Genomic DNA, 21,641 nt, shown 5'->3' with positions numbered 1-21,641 from the left:
AACGGCGGCCGGCCCGGCTAGCGGCCCGTTTTGGGCGCGAACAGACGGGCGATGAGGCGGGCTCCGAGGTTCAGGAGCATCACCAGGATGATCAGCACCAGCGCCGCGCCCCAGGCCCGCTGATCCGACGGCTCAGGGTTGGACGGCGACGTCGGGTTGAGGATCTGCGTATAAATGAACGTGGGCAGCGAGGCCATCCAGCCGCTGAAGACGTTGTTGTTGATGGTGGTGGCGAAGCCGGCGGTCACCAGGATGGGCGCGGTTTCACCGATCACGCGGGCGATCGCCAGGGTGACGCCGGACGCGATGCCGGAGATCGCCGTCGGGATAACCACTTTGGTGATGGTGCGCCATTTCCGGACGCCCAGGGCGTAGGAGGCTTCGCGGAGCTCGTTGGGGACGATCTTGAGCATTTCCTCGCTGGAGCGGACAACAACAGGGATCATCAGGACTGAAAGCGCGACGGCGGCTACCGCACCGGTCTTGGTGCCTGGGCCCACGATGGCAAAGAAGAACGCTGCCGCGAAGAGGCCGGCCACGATCGAGGGAATGCCGGTCATGACATCCACGAAGAACGTAATGGCGCGGGCCAACGGACGGCCGTTGCCGTATTCCACCAGGTAGATGGAGGTGAGAAGACCCACGGGTACGGAGATGACCGTGGCAAGGAGCGTGATCTGGATGGTGCCCAGCAGTGCGTGGTAGATACCGCCCAGGACCGGGGCGCCTTCCTCCACTGCCTTGTTGTCATACGCGCCGGTGACACCGTTCATGGACGTGCCCAGGAAGCCGGGAGTGATGAGGCCGGGAATGCCGTTGACCAGCACGGTGAAGATCACCGAGATCAGGGGCAGGAGTGCAATCAGGAACGAGCCCACCACAAGGCATGTGGCGAGCTTGTCCTTGGCCTTCCTGGAACCTTCAACGGCCCCGCTCCAGGAAACCAGGACCACGGCAAACAGGATGGCGGAGACGATGCCCCAGCCGAAGGCGTTGAAGCCGATGAGCGCCATGATGGCCGCGCCCACAATGAGTGCGACGGCCAGGACAATGTAGGGCGCGAACTTGGGCAACTGGCCCTTGGTGAGCGCTGAGCGCTTGCGGACTACTGTGGCGGACATTTAGTTGGCTCCCGAGAATTCTTTGTGCCGGGTGATGATCCAGCGGGCGATCATGTTCACGCCCAGGGTGATGACGAACAGCACCAGGCCGGCGGCGATCAACGTGTTGACCTTGATACCGCTGGCTTCCGGGAAGTTCAGTGCGATTTCCGCGGCGATGGTCTGGTTGCCGGACTGGATGAGACTGGCAGTGAGGACACCGGAGGAGAGCACCAGGGCAACGGCCATGGTCTCGCCAAGTGCCCGGCCCAAGCCCAGCATGATGGCGCTGATGATGCCCGGACGGCCGAAGGGCAGCACGGCCATCTTGATCATTTCCCAGCGGGTGGCTCCGAGTGCCAGCGCGGCTTCCTCGTGCAGCTTGGGGGTCTGCAGGAAGATTTCGCGGGACAGGGAGGTGATGATGGGCAGGACCATAACGGAAAGGACGATGCCGGCGGTCAGGATGGTCTTGCCGGTGGCGGACGCCGGTCCTTCGAAGATGGGGATCCAGCCGAGGTAAGTGGCCAGCCAGTCATAGGCCGGGGAGATCTCCTTGGCCAGGAAAGCCGCACCCCAGGCGCCGTAGACAACGGAAGGGATGGCTGCGAGCAGGTCCACCACGTAGCCCAGACCGGCAGCGAGCCGGCGCGGAGCGTAGTGGGAGATGAACAGTGCCACGCCGATTGCCACGGGGGTGGCGATGACGAGGGCGATCACGGCGGCAATCAGTGTGCCCACCACGATCGGGGCGATGTAGGCGAAGAAGCCGTTGCCGCCCTGGATGTCCTCAGCCGGAGCGGTCAGGGCAGGGATTGCCTGCACCACAAGGAACAAGGCGACTCCGAAGAGGACCGCGAGAATCAGGCACCCTGCGGCCATGGCGGCCCCGGAGAAAACCTTGTCCCCGGCGCGTCCTGCGCCTTGGGAGGTTGTCAGGGAGTTGGTGGTCACTTCACGTTCCTTCAGTCTGGAGTGAACTGGTCTTACATGGCTAAGTTCCCTGCCCCGCGCCGGTGCCGCGGTGGCCACCGGAGAGCGGGACAGGGAACTTCAGTGTTCAGCCGGGTTCAGCAAACCCGCCGGGAAACCTTAGGCCTTGGCCTTGATGGTTTCGATAGCGGCCTTTGCCTTGTCCTGCAGCGCCTTGGAGAGCGGTGCGGACTTCGCGGCGTCAGCTGCGGTCTTCTGTCCTTCGTCAGAAACGACGTAGCTTTCGAAGCCCTTGACCAGGTCAGCAACTTCCTTGGTCTCGTAGGTGGTGCAGACAACGTGGTACGAGACCAGGACTACGGGGTAGGCGCCCGATGCGGTGGTCTTGCGGTCCAGCTTGATGGCAACATCGTTGGCGGCGCGGCCGTCAACGGGCTTGCCGGCTTCAACGGCCTTGGCAGCGGCTTCAGCGGAGATCTTGACGAATTCGTCGCCCACCTTGATGGAGGCGGTGCCCAGCTTGCCGGAAACGGCGGAGTCATCAGCGTAGGTTACGGCGCCCGGGGTGTCGGTGACGGTCTTGACCACACCGGAGGTGCCCTTGGCGTTCTCGCCTGCCAGGGTTGCGGGCCAGATGCCGGCAGCCTTGTCCGTCCAAACCTCGGGAGCAGCAGCTGCGAGGTAGTCGGTGAAGTTGGTGGTGGTGCCGGAGTCGTCAGAGCGGTTCACGGGGGTGACCTTGAGGTCCGGCAGGGTGACGCCTTCGTTGAGGGCGGCGATTGCGGGATCGTTCCACTTGGCGATTTCGCCGCGGAAGATCTTGGCGACGGTCGCGGCGTCGAGCTTGAGGTCCGTGACGCCGGGGACGTTGAAGGCAACAGCGATCGGGGAGATGTACACCGGGATGTTGATGGCGCCGTCGGGGCCGCACTTGGCCTTGGAGCTCTCAAGCTCTTCGTCCTTCAGGTAGGCATCGGAGCCGGCGAACTGTGCCGAGCCGTCGATGATGGCCTTGCGGCCTGCGCCGGAACCGTCCGGGGAGTACTGAACAGTCGCGCCGGAGTTTGCGGCGGAGAAGCCGGCCTTCCAAGCATCCATTGCTGCGCCGGTGGAGGACGCGCCGATGCCGGTCAGGGTGCCGGTGACCTTGGGGCCGGTAGCTGCCGACTGGGTGCCCCCAGTGGTGCCGGTTGCGTTGTCTGAACCGCAAGCAGTGAGCGCGAGAGCGCCGGCTGCGATGACCGCGATTGCCGCGTTGCGGCCGAAGTGAGTTGCCTTCACTTGGATGTGCCCCTTCCAGGGATTCTTCGATGCGGGCCGAACGGAGATTTCGGCGTGCGCGAGCTGTGGACCAATGTGTTCCTTTACTGAAGGTAAGGAGCGCAGGTAACGGGATCTGCGGTGCAAGGTGAACGGAAGATGAACGACGGCGGACCATTGGGTTATGTGGCGCGTGCCACCTTGAGGGGTGCCTGGCTTGAGGTAGTTGCTCTTCGTGGGAACGCCGGCCGGGCAAATAGACTGGAACGCATGGCTGCCGCAAAGGGATTTACTGCAAGCAAGAGGTTCCTGCGCGCAAGAGTCAGGACCGGATTGGTTCGCAGCCGGAATTCGTTGACGCCGGCCATTCAGATGACGGTGTGCGCCGTGGGTGCCTACGCTTTCGCTGAGTACGTGCTGGGCCACCAGGGTCCTTTGTTTGCCGCTACTTCATCCTTGATTGCCCTCGGATTCTCCCGGGATCCCCGGTTGCGCCGGGTGATCGAGGTGGGTCTTGGCTGCACGCTGGGCATTGTGGTTGGCGACCTGCTGCTTCACTGGCTGGGCGCTGGGATCTGGCAGGCCGCCGTCGTGCTTCTTTTTTCCATCCTGCTGGCCAGGTTCCTGGACAGCGGCACCATCTTCACTACCCAGCTGGGCTTGCAGTCGTTGCTGGTGGTGCTGCTGCCGGCGCCGGCAGGTGGGCCGTTTACCCGAAGCCTGGATGCCGTGGTGGGTGGCGTTTTTGCGCTGCTGGTGACATTCCTGGTGCCGAAGGACCCGCGCCGGGAGCCCCGTAAGGATGTCCAGAAGATCCTGCATGAGCTTTCGGAGGTGCTGCGTGAGTGTGCCAAGGCCATGATCGACAGCGATTCCACCCAGGCCTGGCATGCCCTGATCCGTGGCCGGAACTGCCAGCCTTTGGTGGATCGGATGCGGCAGACTCTGCGGGCTTCCGGCGAGGTCGCCACACTGGCACCGGCACATCGGAGGCACCGCGATGAGCTTGCCGACTTGGAGCACTCCCTGGAGTACATTGACCTGGCGTTGCGTAACAGCCGGGTGTTTGCCCGGCGTCTCACCAGTGCAATCAACCATGCCGCGTTGTCCGACGAAGCGATCGAGAGCATCTCCGAAGTCCTTCAGGAAACCGCCGCGGCGATTGACGAGATGACCATTGGGTTGTCGGAGCAGAGTGAGGGCACACGGCGGGTGCATCTGCGCCGGGCCCGGAACGAACTTTCAGACATTGCGGCGCGCCTGCATCCCAAGATGCTGGACGTGCAAAGGCTCGAGGGAGAAACCGTGGTCATGCTGTTCCGGCCACTCATGGTTGATCTGCTGGAGGCGAGCGGCATGGAACCGGACGAGGCCCGGGCGGTGCTCCCGGCGCTGTAGCGTCCACCCGGGTGGCTAATACTGTCAGTCCCCGCCACTACGCTGGAACGCATGGCTTCGAAGACCTCCCGCGCATCCAAGACACCCGCTTACAAATGCGCCGAATGCGGCTGGACCGCCATCAAGTGGGTGGGCCGCTGCGGTGAGTGCCAGGCCTGGGGAACCGTAGAGGAGTACGGCGCCACGGTAGCGCGTACGACGGCGGCCGCAACAGTTTTGGAGCCGGCCCGCCGGATCGCTGAGGTGGATGGGACCACCGCGGCGTTCCTGCCCACGGGAGTGGACGAGTTGGACCGCGTCCTGGGAGGAGGGTTGGTCCCCGGTGCCGTCATCCTGCTGGCTGGGGAACCCGGCGTCGGGAAGTCCACGCTGCTGCTGGATGTAGCTGCGAAGTTCGCGCGCACGGGACAGGATGTCCTCTACATCACGGGCGAGGAGTCGGCGGCGCAGGTGAAGTTGCGCGCCGAGCGGATCGACGCCGTGGCCCACACCCTTTATCTTTCGGCTGAAACAGATCTTGGCCAGGCACTGGGCCAAGTGGAGAAGCTTGAACCCAAGTTGCTGATTGTGGACTCCGTGCAGACGCTAAGCAGCGCGGACGTGGAGGGCAGCGCGGGCGGTGTGTCCCAGGTTCGTGAGGTGGCGGCGTCCATCATCTCAGCGGCCAAGCGACGCAACATGACCACGCTGCTGGTGGGCCACGTGACCAAGGAAGGCACCATCGCCGGCCCGCGTTTGTTGGAACACCTGGTAGACGTGGTGTGCCAGTTCGAAGGCGAGCGCCACTCCCGACTGCGCCTACTGAGGGCCGTCAAGAACCGCTACGGTGCCACGGACGACGTCGGATGCTTCGACCTCAACGAAACGGGCATCGAGGGGTTGGCTGATCCCAGCGGTTTGTTCGTTTCACGGACCCGTGAGCCCGTTTCGGGCACCTGCATCACTGTGACCATGGAGGGTCGCAGGCCGCTGCTTGCAGAGGTGCAGTCGCTCCTTGCCGAGAGTCCCAACTCGCAACCCCGCCGCGCTACCAGCGGGCTGGAAAGCTCCCGGGTGGCCATGCTGCTGGCAGTTCTTCAGCAGCGTGCCGGCTGCATGCTGCATAAGGACGACTCCTATGTGGCGACCGTGGGCGGCGTGAAGCTGACCGAACCGGCCACGGACCTGGCTGTTGCTTTGGCCGTAGCTTCGGCGAAGTCCCGCAAGGCACTTCCCCAACGACTCATTGCTTTCGGCGAGGTTGGCTTGGCGGGCGAGGTGCGCCCCGTGCCGGGGATCAACCAGCGCATCCAGGAAGCCCACCGGCTCGGCTTCACGCACGCCATTGTCCCGGCGAGCCCTGCGGGTGCAGGTGTAATCCCGGAAGGCTTCTCGGTGCGCGAAGTGGGCCACTTGGCCGAGGCCCTGGAACTGCTGATCACCTGATCCTGCCCCGGGGTGTCGGGGCGGTTCAGGGTGTGCAGTCAGCGAGGATGAGAGGCATGACCAAACGGAATGTGCTTATCGGGGGACGCTTTTTCTTTGGCCTTCTGACGTTGGTGGCGGTGGGAACACAGCTGACGGTTCATCTGGGCCTGGGCTATGACCTGTGGAACTTCTTCAGCTACTTCACCAACCTGTCCAATATCTTCGCTGCGTTGGTGCTCCTGATCAGCGGGTACCGGGTGTTGGTCCGGAAACGGCCTACCGAGGCGGACGATGTTACGCGCGGCACGGCCACCATCGCCATGGCCGTGGTGGGGCTCGTCTTTGGTGCGCTATTGGCGGGTGAGGACCTCGGCTCGCTGCTTCCGTGGGTCAACTTTGTGGTGCACTACCTGATGCCAGTGGTGATGGTTGCGGACTGGCTGTTTCAACCGCCGCGCGCCACCCTGCGCCCCAAGCACATTTGGTATTGGCTGCTCTACCCTGTTGGCTACCTGGTTTACAGCCTCATTCGCGGGGCTTTGGTCAACTGGTACCCGTACTGGTTCATTGACCCTGCCCGGGCCGGCGGTTGGGGCGGCGTGGTGGTGTTTGCCCTCGCTATTTCCGTCGGCTTCCTGGTGGTGAGCCTGGCGATGCTATGGCTGGGGAACAAGATGAAGCGTCAGGTGGATTACTAAACAACCGAGGCAAGACTCCGCTCCCGGGACGAGCAAAGTGACGTAGCTCGTGTTGACAGTGCGCAGCCGCAGGACAAGACTGAGGTACAGCTATACATTTGGTATAGCCTTCGGCGGAAGGAGAAACCCAATCATGCCGACGACCCTGAGGCCTCTTCAGATCGCCTACGCGCAGAAGGAACTGGCGCGCTTGGATCACATTCGCGCGGTGATGGCAGCGCACAAGGACGGCGCCTCCCAGACGGCAATAGCCAACGATGCCGGTATTTCGCAGGCAGAAGTTTCCAGAATACTGCGGCGTGTTGAGGCAGTGCCTGCCGCGATCGCCAGGTCTCCTCGTGAGGTGATCCTGCGGCACGCTGCTGGCCAGTTGGATCACGCGTCCATGCTGACCGAGCTTGTAAGCTGGAACTACAGTTTCGCGCAGGATGCTCAGCCGGAAAATCCGCTGAGCGTTCGAACCTCAGGCTCTTGGGAGCAAGTCACAGATGCGCTTCACAGAGGCCTGCTGAGTGACGACGACTTCGACTACCTCTTGGAGCATGTTCGCAGGTCCTCCGCGGACACTACCAAGGGGGACCTGGATGACGGCAATGGACGCGCGGTTGCGCACCGAGCGCGAGTTGATTCGTCTGTCACAGCCTGGGTCCTTTCTTCATAAGGACTCCCACCGATCAACAGCGGTCTTTTATGACGCACGGGATAAGTTGCGCCGCAAATTCCATTCTGAGCTGATCGAGAGCTACACATCAGACGCCGCAGACCTTGGTAAGGATGGGTCTGCGGCTCTCATCACTGCTGGTCCACCCGGCGCCGGGAAGTCAACCGAGGTGAAAAAGCTTGGGCTTACGGGATATCGGGTCATCGACCCGGATGTCATCAAGGAGCATCTTCTTGAAACTGCTTGCACCGACGGCATATTTGACGATCTCCTCGATCTTCAGCTGCCGGACGGGCGCGCGCTATTGCCCAATGAGTTGGCCTCGCTTGTCCACACGGAATCTGCCGATCTAGCGAACGCGGTTTTGCGGCGATCGATTGAAGACGGCGTGAACGTTGCCATTGAGGGCACTTTTTCGTGGCCAAACCTCAAAGACCGCTACCTCAAATGGCTCCTGACCGGCGACTATAGCCATCTCACTGTCGTCGACGTAGAAGTGAGCCGCGAGACTGCTAAAGCGCAGGCCCGCGAACGCTGGTGGGGTGGTCGCGAGCAAGCGTTTGCGGGCACGGGCTCCCATCTTGGCGGACGGTTTACACCTCCGGAGGCGATCGACGGCCTCTATGTAGCTGGCGCGACGACAGCCAGCACGTGCAATGCCAATGCCGTGGCCCTATTCAACGACCCCCTTGCCGACCTCTTCGACGAAGTAACGCTGTACGTCTATGACAGGACGGGCATCAGTGATGAACGCAGTACTTACGTCGCAAGAAACGGAGTCAAGGAGGGAGACGCTCCCGTTCCTCTGGATGTGGCACCAAGAACGACTTAGCCGGCGAGAGATTCGGCTGGCGCCCGCAAGGCAACCCCTCCAAAGCGGAGGATGAGCTCCTTGCCTGCAGCCCTCACTGCCGGGAGATCGCGCCTCAGCCCGGCCAGCGTCAACACGGTATCGGCGGTGGTGGATGCCGAATCTTTTGCGATCAGCCCGTCCGCGCGGAGGTTGATCAAGGACTCCACCAGCCGGAACGCGGTGTCTCCCAGGCCCGGGTCGGCGTCACAGATGGCCGCCAGTTCCCGCCCCAACTCGCCGTAGATAGTCCTGAGTTCCTTGCGGGCTGCCATGAAGGGTCGGAAGATCTCTGCCCTGGCTTCCGGGAGGTGGTAGAGCACCCCCAGGTTCCAGCGCGAACTGCACAGCTGTGAACCGTCAAATAGCACCACCGCGTGCAACCGTGCCGCAGCCAGGCCGGCGTCGTCGGAATGATCCCGCACAGCCCGGGCAAAAGCCAGGCTGGTGGACACCGTCCCGCCGAGCAGCTCACCCAGGATTTCGTCCTTGGTGGAGAAGTGGTGATAGAGCGACGATTGCCGTATTCCCACGGCATCGGCGATTGCCCGGGTGGAGGTGTTCGCGAACCCCTGGCCCGTGAAAAGCTCGGCTGCCGCATCCAGTATCTCTTCGCGGGCGGTGGCCCCAGGGCGCACCGCCTGCTGCTTACGGGGGCGTCCCGGTCCGGCTGTAGTCACCCTTCATTCTTGCACCGCGCCAACCCCAAAGTTCCCGTTCACGGCCGCCTCCCGTAATGGTGAGTTTTCATTTACACCCCGGAAATACGCGGTAACCAAGGCTTTACACAGGCGAAACGCTGCGGGGACACCGCGCTGGAAAACTATCAAGTGACCGATATTCCGGACGGGCGATCATAAGCCTCTCCGGGCTGGTTCCACATCCCGTTCCAGACACGGAGAAACCGATGACTTCCACCCTTTCGACGGCGGCCGGCCGCACTGATGATGCAGACCTGACAGCACTCGGCTACCAGCCCACCCTGCACCGCAAGCTGGGCCGCTACGCATCGTTCGCCGCAGGTTTTTCGTTCGTCTCCATCCTCACCACCATCTTCCAGCTCTTCGCCTTTGGCTACTCCTTCGCCGGTCCTGCTTTCTTCTGGACGTGGCCGGTGGTGCTGGTGGGCCAGCTCCTTGTGGCATTGAACTTCGCAGAGCTCGCCGCCCGGTACCCGTTGTCCGGCGCCGTCTATCAGTGGTCGCGCCGCATGGGCGGTGAAGTGGTGGGCTGGTTCGCCGGCTGGTTCATGTCCATCGCCCAGGTCATCACTGCTGCCGCAGCAGCCATCGCCCTCCAGGTGGTCCTTCCCCAGTTGTGGGATGGCTTCCAGTTGGTGGGCGGCGACCCCTCTCTGACCTCCACCACGGGTGCGGCGAACGCCGTCATCCTTGGCGCCATACTCCTGGTGGTTACTACCGTGATTAATTGCCTGGGCGTGAAGCTCATGTCTCACGTCAACTCCATCGGCGTCACCTGCGAGATCGTGGGCGTCGCTGCGGTAATTCTTGCCCTGTTCTCGGCCGCCCAGCGTGGCCCGGGGGTAGTGGCGGACGTCAGTGTTGTTACAACCTCGGACCTGGGCGCCGTCGGCGCCTTCCTGGTGTCCGGGTTGATGGCCGCGTACGTCATGGTGGGCTTCAACTCCGCCGGGGAGCTCTCGGAGGAAACCAAGAACCCCCGCAAGACGGCCCCGCGCACCATCCTTTCAGCACTGATCATCTCCGGTATTGGCGGCGGACTCATGATCATCGCCGCGCTGATGGCAGCGCCAAGTCTGGACGACGGCCGGCTCGCCACCGAGGGACTGCCCTATGTGCTCACTGCCGTGCTGGGTACGTTCTGGGGCAAAGTGCTGCTGGTTGACGTGGCCATCGCCATCTTCGTGTGCACTTTGGCCATCCAAACGGCGGGTTCGCGGCTGGTCTTCTCCATGGCCCGCGATGGCAAACTGCCCGCCTCGGCCCTGCTCTCCACGGTCCACCCGCAGCGTGGAACCCCCATGTGGCCCTCCATCGCGATTGGCGCCCTGGCGGTGGGCATCCTTGCCATCAACATCGGCAACTCCGCCCTCTTCACCACCCTTTGCAGTGTGTGCATCGTGATGGTGTACCTGGCGTACCTGATGGTCACGGTTCCGCAGCTGCTCAGCCGTTTCCGCGGCGATTGGAACCGGGTGGGTCAGACCATGCCGGCCGGGCTCTTCTCCCTGGGCCGTTGGGGCTTACCGGTCAACATCCTCGCCGTCATGTATGGCGCACTGATGGTCATCAACCTGTCCTGGCCCCGCCCCGAAGTGTACGACCCCTCCGGTGAACACAGGATCCTGCTCTACTCCGCCCCCATCATGGTGGGCGCCGTCCTGCTCCTGGGTATCTGGGTCCGGCGGAACATCCGGGTTCGGGAGAACAAGGCGGCGCTGGCCGCGGAATCCGCCAACGCGGGCTGACCCGCCCAACATCAGACCACTTCACGTTCAAGCACAGACAGTTCAAGCACAGAAATGATTGCCATGACACAGACTCTTGAAACACGGACCCCTGAAGGCACCGCCACAACAGCCGGCGCCAAGCTGCACGCACGAGCCCAGCACGGGCGTACGGCCGAAACCATGATCCACGTCCCGCCAGCTTCTGCCCCGGCCCGCCTGATCGAAAACCTCCCTGCCGAGGCGAAGGACTCCCTGACCTGGGCGGAGACCCTCGCCTTCGGCCGCTACACCCATATGGAACTGGCCCGCGGGACGCGCCTGAGGCTCACGGACCTCGACGGCGATGCTTGCGTTCACGCTGTCATCCTCCGAAGCGGTGCCCAGCATGAGCGGCTCAACGTTGCGGACACGGTCAAAGTCCCCTGGCAGGCCTACATGACCACGGGCCACCCGCTTCTTTCCGACGCCGGCCGTTTGATGGCAACCGTGGTGGCCGACTCCTCCGGCCAGCACGATGCCCTCACCGGTACCACCAGCCTGGCCGGTAACACCGCCAAGTACGGTGCCGGGTCAGCCCACAGTCCGTCACCGGCAGGCCGGGAACTCCTCACCCTCGGTGGCATGAAGCATGGAGTCAGCCAAAGGCAACTACCGCCGTCGTTGTCGTTCTTCAAGGGCGTCACCGTGGACCGGAATGGCCGCACGCAGTTTGCCGGCAGCGCCGGCGCCGGAGCCGCCGTCGAGCTTCTCCTCCACATGGACTCTGTGCTGGTACTGGCCAATACCGCGCACCCGCTGGACCCGCGTCCGGAGTTCACAGGCAGCGCTGTGGACATCGTCGCGTGGCGTGCGCCGCAGGACCTCGCAGCCTTGGTGGACGGAACCTTCACTGTTGACCTTGGCCCGGAAGGGCGTCTTGCCCTCCACAACACTGAACTCGACTACAACGTAAGGACTTCCGCATGAACGCCATCGCAGAAATCAGCCCCGCGCTCATAGCGGGGAAAGTGGTGCTGGACGAACTGGTGGAAGCCCGCGGCCCATGGTCGGCCGTAGTGGCTGCCGGCGACGTGCTCACCATCGTGGACCTGGACGGTAACCAGGCCGTGGATTGCATCCTCTACGCAGCACATGACACCGGCACGCGATACTCCGCCGCCATGACCATCGCCAGCCAGGGCTCGATCTTCCTCACCACCGGCTCGGTCCTGCGCTCGGACAGCGGCCAGGAACTCATGACCGTGGTGGCCGATGAAGTGGGCATTCACGACACCATCGGGGGCGCCTGCTCGCAGGAATCCAACACCCTCCGTTACGGGCAGCACACCCATGAACAGCACGCCTGCGTGGAGAACTTCCTCATTGAAGGCGCCAAGTGGGACCTGGGCAAGAAGGACCTGGTGTCCAACATCAACTGGTTCATGAACGTGCCGGTGGACCCGGAAGGTGCCCTGGGCATCGTGGACGGGTTGTCCGCACCGGGTAAGCGGGTGGCACTCCGCGCCGAGGTGGACACCCTGGTGCTGGTGTCCAACTGCCCTCAAATCAACAACCCTTGCAACGGTTTCAACCCCACGCCGGTGCGCATGATCGTTACACGTCCGGAGGCCCGCGCATGACCCGTTTCGACACCCTCCTCATTGCCAACCGCGGCGAGATCGCCTGCCGGATCATCGAATCGGCACGCAAGGCGGGGCTGCGCACTGTCGCCGTTTTCTCCGAGGCTGACCGTGGCGCCAAGCATGTGAAGCTCGCAGATGAGGCCGTCCTGCTGGGACCAGCACCGGCCAAGGAGTCCTACCTGAAGGTTGAGGCCATCCTCAGTGCGGCGGCTGCCACCGGTGCCGGCGCCATTCACCCCGGCTACGGATTCTTGTCCGAGGACGCCGCGTTCGCGGAAGCCGTGGAGGCAGCAGGGTTGGTCTTTGTGGGGCCTACCCCCCACCAGCTCCGAATCTTCGGGACCAAGCACACGGCGAGGGATGCTGCTCAACGCGCCGGGGTTCCCATGATTGCGGGATCCGGCCTGCTTGACGACGTGGACCAAGCCGTGGCCGCGGCGGAAACCATCGGCTACCCGCTCATGCTCAAAGCAACCGGCGGTGGCGGCGGCATCGGCATGGCAGTGTGCCGCGACGAAGCGGACCTCCGCAGCAATTACTCCCGGGTGGCCCGCCTGGCCAGCTCCAGCTTCGGGACCGCCGGGGTCTTCGCTGAGAGGTACATCGAGCACGCCCGCCACGTGGAAGTCCAGGTGTTCGGCGACGGTGAGGGCCGCGTCGTAAGCCTCGGTGACCGTGACTGCTCGCTGCAACGCCGGCACCAAAAAGTACTCGAAGAGGCACCCGCGCCGGATCTCCCGGACGCTTTGCGGGAGGAGCTGCACCGCAGCTCCCGCGCACTCTGCGCCTCCGTGGGCTACCGCTCTGCAGGCACAGTGGAGTTCGTCTACGACCCCGTCCGCCAGGAAGCATCCTTCCTGGAAGTCAACGCCCGGCTGCAAGTTGAGCACCCCGTCACCGAAGCCATCACCGGCGTGGACCTGGTGGAGTGGATGCTGAATCTGGCCCAGCAGGAGCCCGTGCTTGATGGCGTGCCGGACAGCGTGCCCGTCTCAGGACATGCCGTGGAAGCCCGCATCTACGCAGAAGACCCCGCCCGGAATTTCCAGCCCAGCGCCGGAACCGTCACCAACGCGCAGTACCCGGCCTCCGACGTCGTACGCATTGACGCCTGGGTGGAAACCGGCAGCGAAGTCTCCACCAGCTACGATCCCCTGCTGGGCAAGGTCATCACGTCCGGTACCACCCGCGACGCCGCCTTCGACGCCCTGGCCACTGCGCTGGCAGAGACCCGCATTGATGGCATTGAGACGAACCTGGGCATGCTGCGTGCCGTGGCCGGAATGGACGTGGTCCGCTCGGCAGGGCATTCCACCGGAACCCTGGACACCGTAGGCGATCCGGAACCGCGGATCACCGTTGAGCGGCCGGGCCTCCAGACCAGCGTGCAGGACTGGCCGGGCAGGACCGGACTGTGGCAGATCGGCGTGCCGCCCAGTGGTCCCATGGATGACTTGTCGTTCCGGCTGGGCAACACCGCCCTGGGTAACCCCGAGGGCGCGCCCGGGTTGGAGTTCACCATGGCCGGGCCTGCGCTCCGGTTCACCCACGCCACCACGGTGTGCGTCACCGGCGCTGACGTCGCCGTCACCGTCAACGGCGTCGCGGCTAACACGTGGGAGCCCATCACCGTCCCCGGGAACGGCCTGCTGGATGTCGGCTCGGCTGACGGTTCCGGGCTGCGGGGTTACATCCTGTTTGAAGGCGGGCTGGATGTTCCCCAGTACCTTGGCAGCGCGTCCACCTTCACCTTGGGCCAGTTCGGCGGCCACGGCGGCCGTGTGCTGCGGGCCAGCGATGTGCTCCGAACGGTCACCGGTCACCTGCCTGAAACGGTCCCCGGCGCGGTCCCGGCCGAGAGCCGCCCGGCACTCACCTCGGAATGGGAGCTGAAAGTGGTGGAAGGGCCGCATGGCGCACCCGAATTCTTCCAACGCGAAGACATAGAGGAGCTCTTTTCCGCCGAATATGAGGTTCACTTCAACTCCGCCCGCACCGGCGTCCGCCTGATCGGGCCCAAACCGCGCTGGGCGCGCAATGATGGCGGCGAGGCCGGACTGCACCCCTCCAATATTCACGACACCGCCTACTCGGTAGGCGCCCTGGACTTCACCGGCGACACCCCCATCCTGCTGGGCCCGGATGGTCCCAGCCTTGGCGGTTTTGTCTGCCCCGTCACCGTGGTGACCGGCGAGCGCTGGAAGTTGGGGCAGATGCGGCCCGGCGACAAGGTCCGTTTCGCGCCGATCCGATCGGTTGATGCACCGTCCGTCAAGGAACTCGGCGCTGCACGGCGGCTGATACTCCCGGGCGGAACGGACTTCAGCAGCAGCGCAGCCGGGGTGCTGCGCGGAGACGGCGACGACGGCGTGCTGGGCCGGGTGCCCGAAGGCGAGGGCCGGCCTGCGGTCACCTTCCGCCGTTCGGGTGATGACAACCTTCTGGTGGAGTACGGGGATATGGTGCTGGACCTGGGCCTCCGCGCCCGCGTCCACGCCCTGCACCAGGAAATCGAACGCCTTGGTGTTCCTGGCATCGTGGATCTGACTCCGGGCATCCGTTCCTTGCAGATCAAGGCCGATCCGTCCCTCCTGCCCACGTCCAAACTGCTGGGCCTGGTGCGCGAGGTGGACGCTTCGCTCCCTGCCAGTTCGGAGTTGGTGGTACCTAGCCGCAGCGTCCGCCTCCCGTTGTCGTGGGACGATCCCGCTACCCGTGAAGCAATCGAGCGTTACATGGCAGGTGTCCGCGATGACGCCCCGTGGTGCCCGTGGAACATCGAGTTCATCCGCCGCATCAACGGCTTGGACTCCGTGAATGACGTCTTCGATACAGTCTTCAACGCCGAGTACCTCGTGTTGGGACTGGGCGACGTATACCTCGGAGCTCCGGTGGCAACGCCCTTGGATCCGCGGCACCGGCTGGTCACCACCAAGTACAACCCCGCCCGCACGTGGACCCCGGAGAACGCCGTGGGCATTGGCGGTGCCTACATGTGCATTTACGGCATGGAAGGTCCTGGCGGTTACCAGTTTGTTGGACGGACCACGCAAGTCTGGTCACGCTACGCGGACGCCGCACCCTTTGAGCCGGGCTCCCCGTGGCTGCTCCGGTTCTTCGACCGTATTTCCTGGTACCCCGTCAGCCCTGAGGAACTCCTGGATCTGCGGGCGGACATGGCGGCTGGCAGGGGCCGGGGAGTGGAGATTGAGGACGGCACCTTCTCGCTGGCCGAGCACGAGGAATTCCTGGAACGCAACAGCGTCTCCATAGCGGAGTTCCGTGAAACACAGTCGGCCGCGTTTGCCGTTGAACGTCAGGCGTGGGAGGAAGCCGGCGAGTTCGATCGCGCAGAGCAGGCTGTTTCTTTGGCCCCGCCGGCGGACGACGTGGTGGTTCCCGACGGCGGCACCTTGGTCACGTCCCCGTTCGCCGCGAGCGTGTGGAAAGTGGACGTGGAACCTGGCGACGTGGTGGTAGCCGGCCAGTCGTTGGTCTCCCTGGAGGCCATGAAGATGGAGACGGTCATCCAGGCTCCGGTGGATGGTGTGGTTCAACGAGTCCTGCCCACGGCCGGCGCGCAGGTGGTAGCAGGCGAGGCTTTGGTGGTGCTTGAGCCTGTGGATGTCCGGGAACCGGCACTTGTGCTGGAAGGAAGCGCACTATGATCAGCCCCAAAGTCACCACTGCGGAACGCGTCCTTGCCGCGCTTGAGGCGATTGACGCCGTCGACCGCCCTGAAATCTGGATCCACCTCCGCGGGCGGGATGAACTGCTCGCAGAGGCGGCACGGATCGACGCCGCGACTGCCGCCGGGGAGGACCTGCCGCTTGCGGGTCTCCTGCTCGCCGTGAAGAACAACGTGGACGTTGCCGGTGTGATGACGACGGCGGCGTGCCCCGGTTTTGGCGAGGTGCCCGCCCGGGATGCGGTGCCGGTTGCGAGGCTCCGCGCTGCGGGGGCGTTGGTGCTGGGAGCTACCAACCTGGACCAGTTCGCCACGGGACTGGTGGGTACCCGCAGCCCGTATGGAGCTGTGCGCGATTCGCGGCGTCCTGACCGAATTTCCGGCGGTTCGAGTTCGGGTTCTGCCGTGGCAGTGGCCTTGGGCCTGGTGGACATCGCCATCGGGACGGACACGGCGGGTTCGGGCCGGATTCCCGCGGCGCTGCAAGGAATTGTGGGGATCAAACCAACCCTAGGCGTGGTGTCCACCGACGGCGTAGTTCCGGCGTGCCGTTCCTGGGACACCGCCACGATTTTCGCGCGCGACCTCGCCACGGCCGAGCTCGCCATGGGCATCATGGCCGGTGAGGGGCGCAGCTGGCCCGCGGACGTCAAGCTCGCTGCGCCAGCCACACCGCGGGTGGCCTACCCCGCTGCCCTGCCGGCCCTCCCGGACGCGTGGGCGCTCGAGTTCAAGGCACAGATCGAACGGCTGCGCTCCACGGGCGTGGTGGCCGAAGCCATCGAGCTGGACGTCTTCCTTGAGGCTGCACGGCTGCTGTACGACGGCGGATTGGTGGCCGAACGCTATGCCGCCGTCGGCAGCTTTGTTGACACGGTGCAGGACGGAGGGGTTTCCGCCACGCTCGACCCCACTGTGGCCGGGATCATCACAGCCGCGGGCACGGTCCCTGCGCACAAGTACGTGACTGACACCGGGGCCCTGGAGCGGCTCCGCCGTGAGGCCATGCTGCGACTGGAGGGCTTCGATGCCCTGATCGTGCCAACCGCACCTTTCCATCCGACGCTGGCAGAGGTCGCGGCCGATCCCGTGGGGGTCAATTCCCGGATGGGTACGTATACCAATTTCTGCAACCTCTTCGACCTCAGCGCTGTGGCAGTGCCGGCCGGGACTGTTCGTGACATAGACGGCATCTCCCAGTTCGGCCTCACTGTGGTGGCCCGAACTTTCGAGGACGGCGTGGCGGCGGATATTGCACGGCGGATCGAGCTGACCCCCGAGCACCCCGAACTGTTCGCCGCCGGAGCTGCCGCTGCCAGCGACGCCGCGCCAAAGGTTCCCTGGCCGGTTGCCGCGGGCGCCGTCGTCGTACCTCTTGTGGTGGTGGGCGCCCACCGGAAGGGCCAGCCGTTGGCAGCGGAACTTGAGCGGCGTGGAGCCTTTTGGGATGGCCTGGTAGCCACTGCGGCGAGGTACCGCATGGTGGCGCTGGAAACCACGCCCCCTAAGCCGGGCGTAGTTCGATCTGAACAGGGAACCGGGCTGGTGGCAGAACGGTGGGTGCTTTCCGAGTCCGCCCTGGGGTCTTTCCTCGCTGACTTGCCCGAACCCATGCTGCTGGGGTCCATCACCTTGGACGATAGGAGCACGGCAGTGGGATTCGCATGCGATGCCGTAGCTGCGGCAAGCGCGCGGGACATCAGCGAATACGGCGATTGGATTAAATATCTGGAAGAAAGTACCTCCTTGCCGGGCAACCAAGGACTGTGGCGGGAGGCGGGCAGCGCCTTGCTGACAGGCCTTGGCCGCGGCCAGCGCTAGCGCGGTGGGCGGCCGGTTGACGGAAATAGGGTTTCATCAATCGGCCGCCAAACCGCTTTCGAGGCAACACCGAACATCACGAAATGACCCACTTTGGGGCTTGCTGGTGCGGTTAACGGTGTCCGGAAGCCCTATCATTGTGCTTGTCGTCATGTGGGCATTTTTGGTAGTGCTCGCTGACGCCGGATTCAGCTTGTCTGTGAGCCATGGCTTGCACCTTCGAAGGGAAACCCTATGGCCCGGAGCCCGGAAGAGTCGCTCAAGGCGACCCTTGCCAGAGTCGCACCCGGAACTCCGCTGCGTGACGGCCTTGAACGCATTCTTCGTGGACGCACTGGTGCGTTGATCGTGCTGGGCTACGACCGCACCATCGACTCCATCTGTTCCGGCGGATTCGACATCGGCATCGATTTCTCCCCAACACGTCTGCGCGAACTGGCCAAGATGGACGGCGCCATCATCTGTGACAAGGATGCCAGCAACATTGTCCGGGCCGCCGTGCAGTTGGTTCCCGATTCCAGCATCGAAACCCAGGAATCAGGCACCAGGCACCGCACCGCGGAACGTGTAGCCATCCAGACCGGCGTTCCCGTTATTTCCGTCAGCCAATCCATGCAAATCATCGCCCTCTACGTGAACGGTTTGCGCCACGTCCTGGAAGGCTCCGAAAAGGTCCTCGCCCGCGCAAACCAGGCCCTGGCAACCTTAGAGCGGTACAGCGCCAGACTGGACCAGGTCACCAGCTCACTTTCGGCCCTGGAGATCGAAGCACTGGTCACGGTCAGGGACGTTGCGGTCACCCTGCAGCGCCAGGAAATGGTCCGCCGTATCTCCGAGGAAATCGCCCAGTACGTGCTGGAACTCGGTGAAGACGGCCGACTGCTCTCCCTCCAGGTGGAAGAACTCACCGTAGGCCGCGGCCCGGGGAGCGAAGTCATCATCCGCGACTACTCCGATCCCGACGCCACTCCTGAGCAGATCGAGGAAGCCGTCCAGGCACTCCTCAACCTTGGCCCCACAGAATTGATCGACCTCAGCCGCATTGCCCACATCATTGGCTTCGCCGGCGGAGTAGAGCAGCTGGACGCCGTGGTTCAGCCGCGCGGGTACCGCCTCCTGTCCGGCCTCAAGTCCGTTCCCAAGGCAGTGGCCGACCGTTTGGTGGACTACTTCGGCGGACTCCAGAACCTCATGGCTGCCACTATTGACGACCTCATGACCGTGGACGGAATCGGCGATCAGCGAGCCCGCACAGTCCGCGAAGGATTGAGCCGCATGGCCGAAGCGAGCCTGCTGGACCGGTTCCTCTAAAGGCGACGGCCGCCGTCGGGCCCTGTTTCGGACGAGAACTAGTTCAGCTGGAAGGCGACCTTGGGGCTCGCCTTGTTCCCCAGGCGGGCTTCGAACGTGTAGTAGGCGCCGCCCGCGCCCGGCGTGGCCGCGATGCTGGCACAGCCTTCCAGCGTCCGGTTCCGCTGCCACGGGAAGTTCGCCGTCTCGCTCTTGCCGGGCTGGATGGTCTTGATGAGATCCTCGCCGCCCGTCTGGCAGTCCTTGGAGGAGAAGATCCGGTCCGAGCCGCTCATCAGCAGGTACTCCATTTGGGAGGTGCCCACGTTGACCTCGCACGGGGCCGTGCCGCCATTGGTGATGGTCATGGTCAGCAGCGGCTTTTCCTCCGGACCGTAAGCGGGCTTATCGGTCTTGGCGGCGACAGTCATCAAGTTCAAGTCGCATACGGGTGTGGGCGACGGCGATGCCGCCGCTGTGCCCGTCGGTGTACTTCCCGGCGTCGGCGCCGTTGATGCCTGGGACGTGCTGACGGCCTGCGGCTCCGGATTCCCGGAAAGCGCGCCGGTGAGGGCCACGACGCCGCCGATCACCACTACGATAACCAGCAGCAGGGCGCCGAAAAACACTTGCCGACGACGCCGGTACACGGCAGGGCTCGGCCGTCGCTTTGCGCTGGGGGAAGCGCCCTTCGCCGCCGCTGATGTGCGCGCGGTCGGCGTCTGCTTACCCTTGTTGGCCATGGTTCTAGGCTAGGCTCGCAGCCGCATTGGGACCTAACCTCCACGCCGAAAGAGCCTCATGCCGGCCTGTGTGACGTCGGCCATGGGCACTCCCGGACGGCCATGCCTCCGGATTCCACTACAGTGGATGGCAGCATGACACTTCCCGATTCAGGCCAGCTGGCAGGCCTCCACCAAGCCCTTGATCAGTGGTTCGCTGAGACGGCCCGCGACCTCCCATGGCGCGAGCCGGATTGCAGCGCGTGGGGCATTCTGGTTAGCGAAGTGATGCTTCAGCAAACACCCGTTGTCCGCGTGCTGCCGGTATGGCTCGACTGGATGGAACGCTGGCCCACACCCGCCCACCTTGCCGACGAACCCTCGGGCGCAGCCGTCCGCCATTGGGGACGGCTCGGCTATCCACGCCGGGCACTGCGGCTGCACGCGGCCGCCGTCGCAATCCGTGATCAGCACGGCGGCAAGGTTCCTGACGCTTTTGACGAGCTCCTGGAATTGCCGGGGGTCGGCAACTACACGGCGGCCGCCGTCGCGGCTTTTGCGTTCGGCCGGCGCGAAACAGTGGTGGACACCAACATCCGGCGCGTCCACGCGCGGCTCATCTCCGGCAGCGCGCTCCCGGCGCCGGCCTTGACCGCCGCGGAGATGCGGCTGGCCGAGGCCCTCATGCCCGAGGACCAGGAGTTGTCCGTGCGCTGGAACGCTTCGGTCATGGAACTCGGCGCCATGGTGTGCACCGCCCGCAGTCCCAAATGCGGTGAATGCCCGGTCCGTTCCAGTTGCGCCTGGCTCGCCGCCGGTGAGCCGCCGCCGTCGTACATCCCCAAGGGTCAGTCCTGGCACGGCACGGACCGCCAGGTGCGCGGTGCCGTGATGGCCGTCCTCCGCGAGGCGGCCACCCCGGTGCCCCGCGAAATGTTCCAGCAAGCACCGGCGGATCTCGGGTTCGCGCCGTCCGGTGTCGGAATCCCGCTCGCCGCACTGCACCGGCTGAACTCCGCGCCCGAACAACTCGAGCGCGCCCTTGAGGGCCTGTTATTGGACGGTCTGGCTGAAATGCACGACGGCGGTTTGCGGCTTCCGGCGTAGCTTTGGCCGGGTGCGGTATCGGTTGGGCAACAGGCTTCCAGGATCCATAACAATGCAGGCGCCTTTTGCGCTGCTGCGGCGGCATTCCCGCGACACCCACTGAGTGCAGTCCTACCCTGAAGCATGGGCAGAATTGGATTGGCGTTGACCCTTGCCGGGACCGCAGCATTGCTTCCCGGTTGCTTGGCCGAACCGGTGGGCTGCCCGGCGATCGGACACGTGGCCGGCGTATCCCTGACCGTGGCGGCGGACTATGCCCCGGACGTCGCTTCGCTTCGATTGAAGGCATGCCAGGATGGCATCTGCACTGAAAAGGAACTGATGCTGAACCCCGGGGCCACCTCCGTAGATCAAGGCTGCACCCCGGATGGCGTGTGCTCCGCGACATCCTCGCCTGACGGGACGCTTCAGGCGTTCATAGAGCTCCCAGCGCTGTCCGAAAGTCCTCTTGAGGCAACCGTGACTGGCTCTTCCCCGGCAGGTGTCGCGTTGCCGACGCGTACCCTAACCTTCGCTCCCCGAGGTGAGTACCCTTACGGTGAACAGTGTGGGCGGGTCATTTCGGCTGGCCTGGCGCTGGACGGAGCAGGTTTGCGGCAGCGGTAGTGCTGGCTATGCACCTGCGTCGATGATGAGCCTCGAACCGCCGGAGT

Annotated in this window: 18 protein-coding genes; 13 read left to right on the top strand and 5 right to left on the bottom strand. The window is 64.4% G+C overall.

Annotated features, from left to right (window positions below; genetic code table 11):
- Nucleotides 1-17: 17 nt before the first annotated feature.
- The 3 genes from pstA to pstS all read right to left on the bottom strand — a co-directional run bounded on the left by pstA (nucleotide 18) and on the right by pstS (nucleotide 3,314).
- Nucleotides 18-1,121, bottom strand: a complete 1,104-nt coding sequence (gene pstA / locus ACZ5J0_RS00985) for a phosphate ABC transporter permease PstA (protein WP_166840987.1) — start codon at nucleotides 1,119-1,121, stop codon at nucleotides 18-20.
- Nucleotides 1,122-2,054 carry a phosphate ABC transporter permease subunit PstC gene (pstC, locus tag ACZ5J0_RS00980; RefSeq protein WP_024819033.1) on the bottom strand — a complete coding sequence of 311 codons (933 nt, stop codon included), beginning with the start codon at nucleotides 2,052-2,054 and terminating at the stop codon, nucleotides 1,122-1,124.
- 138 nt (nucleotides 2,055-2,192) lie between these two features.
- A complete protein-coding gene (gene pstS / locus ACZ5J0_RS00975; protein ID WP_250820706.1) occupies nucleotides 2,193-3,314 on the bottom strand; it encodes a phosphate ABC transporter substrate-binding protein PstS in 1,122 nt (373 codons plus the stop codon).
- 249 nt (nucleotides 3,315-3,563) lie between these two features.
- On the opposite strand from pstS, the gene ACZ5J0_RS00970 reads away from it, so the two are divergent.
- From ACZ5J0_RS00970 to ACZ5J0_RS00950, 5 genes are all read left to right on the top strand, one after another.
- Nucleotides 3,564-4,691, top strand: coding sequence for an FUSC family protein (locus tag ACZ5J0_RS00970; RefSeq protein WP_142937147.1), 1,128 nt, complete (start codon nucleotides 3,564-3,566; stop codon nucleotides 4,689-4,691).
- A 51-nt stretch (nucleotides 4,692-4,742) separates the two neighbouring features.
- A complete protein-coding gene (gene radA, locus ACZ5J0_RS00965) occupies nucleotides 4,743-6,116 on the top strand; it encodes a DNA repair protein RadA (protein ID WP_166840984.1) in 1,374 nt (457 codons plus the stop codon).
- Between the two features lie 56 nt (nucleotides 6,117-6,172).
- Complete coding sequence (locus ACZ5J0_RS00960) at nucleotides 6,173-6,796, top strand: Pr6Pr family membrane protein (RefSeq protein WP_142937149.1); 624 nt, start codon at nucleotides 6,173-6,175, stop codon at nucleotides 6,794-6,796.
- A gap of 133 nt (nucleotides 6,797-6,929) precedes the next feature.
- Complete coding sequence (locus tag ACZ5J0_RS00955) at nucleotides 6,930-7,457, top strand: hypothetical protein (RefSeq protein ID WP_142937150.1); 528 nt, start codon at nucleotides 6,930-6,932, stop codon at nucleotides 7,455-7,457.
- Nucleotides 7,381-8,289: a zeta toxin family protein gene (locus tag ACZ5J0_RS00950; RefSeq protein ID WP_464093958.1), complete on the top strand. Its 909-nt coding sequence runs from the start codon at nucleotides 7,381-7,383 to the stop codon at nucleotides 8,287-8,289. The genes ACZ5J0_RS00955 and ACZ5J0_RS00950 overlap by 77 nt, the downstream gene beginning before the upstream one ends.
- On the opposite strand, the gene ACZ5J0_RS00945 is transcribed toward ACZ5J0_RS00950, so the two are convergent.
- Nucleotides 8,286-8,987 (bottom strand): TetR/AcrR family transcriptional regulator, encoded by a 702-nt coding sequence (locus tag ACZ5J0_RS00945; protein WP_464093957.1) that lies wholly within the window; start codon nucleotides 8,985-8,987, stop codon nucleotides 8,286-8,288. The genes ACZ5J0_RS00950 and ACZ5J0_RS00945 overlap by 4 nt on opposite strands.
- Before the next feature lie 227 nt (nucleotides 8,988-9,214).
- Between ACZ5J0_RS00945 and ACZ5J0_RS00940 the strand changes: the two genes are divergently transcribed.
- The 6 genes from ACZ5J0_RS00940 (at nucleotide 9,215) to disA (ending at nucleotide 19,180) form a co-directional block, all read left to right on the top strand.
- Entirely contained in the window at nucleotides 9,215-10,756 is a 1,542-nt protein-coding gene (locus ACZ5J0_RS00940; RefSeq protein WP_464093956.1) for an amino acid permease, read from the top strand.
- A 54-nt stretch (nucleotides 10,757-10,810) separates the two neighbouring features.
- Nucleotides 10,811-11,704, top strand: a complete 894-nt coding sequence (locus tag ACZ5J0_RS00935; RefSeq protein ID WP_464093955.1) for an urea amidolyase associated protein UAAP1 — start codon at nucleotides 10,811-10,813, stop codon at nucleotides 11,702-11,704.
- Nucleotides 11,701-12,357: an urea amidolyase associated protein UAAP2 gene (locus tag ACZ5J0_RS00930; RefSeq protein WP_464093954.1), complete on the top strand. Its 657-nt coding sequence runs from the start codon at nucleotides 11,701-11,703 to the stop codon at nucleotides 12,355-12,357. Before ACZ5J0_RS00935 ends, ACZ5J0_RS00930 begins: the two co-directional genes overlap by 4 nt.
- A complete protein-coding gene (uca, locus tag ACZ5J0_RS00925; RefSeq protein ID WP_464093953.1) occupies nucleotides 12,354-16,028 on the top strand; it encodes an urea carboxylase in 3,675 nt (1,224 codons plus the stop codon). The genes ACZ5J0_RS00930 and uca overlap by 4 nt, the downstream gene beginning before the upstream one ends.
- Nucleotides 16,025-17,869 (top strand): allophanate hydrolase, encoded by a 1,845-nt coding sequence (atzF, locus tag ACZ5J0_RS00920; protein ID WP_464093952.1) that lies wholly within the window; start codon nucleotides 16,025-16,027, stop codon nucleotides 17,867-17,869. The genes uca and atzF overlap by 4 nt, the downstream gene beginning before the upstream one ends.
- A 234-nt stretch (nucleotides 17,870-18,103) precedes the next feature.
- Nucleotides 18,104-19,180 carry a DNA integrity scanning diadenylate cyclase DisA gene (disA, locus tag ACZ5J0_RS00915; protein ID WP_011772955.1) on the top strand — a complete coding sequence of 359 codons (1,077 nt, stop codon included), beginning with the start codon at nucleotides 18,104-18,106 and terminating at the stop codon, nucleotides 19,178-19,180.
- A gap of 38 nt (nucleotides 19,181-19,218) precedes the next feature.
- Here disA and ACZ5J0_RS00910 read toward each other — a convergent pair whose 3' ends face one another.
- Nucleotides 19,219-19,902: a hypothetical protein gene (locus ACZ5J0_RS00910; protein ID WP_223941431.1), complete on the bottom strand. Its 684-nt coding sequence runs from the start codon at nucleotides 19,900-19,902 to the stop codon at nucleotides 19,219-19,221.
- Between the two features lie 135 nt (nucleotides 19,903-20,037).
- On the opposite strand from ACZ5J0_RS00910, the gene ACZ5J0_RS00905 reads away from it, so the two are divergent.
- Nucleotides 20,038-20,988: an HhH-GPD family protein gene (locus ACZ5J0_RS00905; RefSeq protein WP_464093951.1), complete on the top strand. Its 951-nt coding sequence runs from the start codon at nucleotides 20,038-20,040 to the stop codon at nucleotides 20,986-20,988.
- Between the two features lie 123 nt (nucleotides 20,989-21,111).
- Nucleotides 21,112-21,594, top strand: a complete 483-nt coding sequence (locus ACZ5J0_RS00900; protein ID WP_464093950.1) for a hypothetical protein — start codon at nucleotides 21,112-21,114, stop codon at nucleotides 21,592-21,594.
- Nucleotides 21,595-21,641: the final 47 nt, after the last annotated feature.

Source organism: Arthrobacter sp. DualSoilB13, from assembly GCF_055389195.1.
The sequence above is the reverse complement of the archived record's forward strand: the minus strand, read 5'-3'. Positions and strand labels throughout refer to the sequence as shown.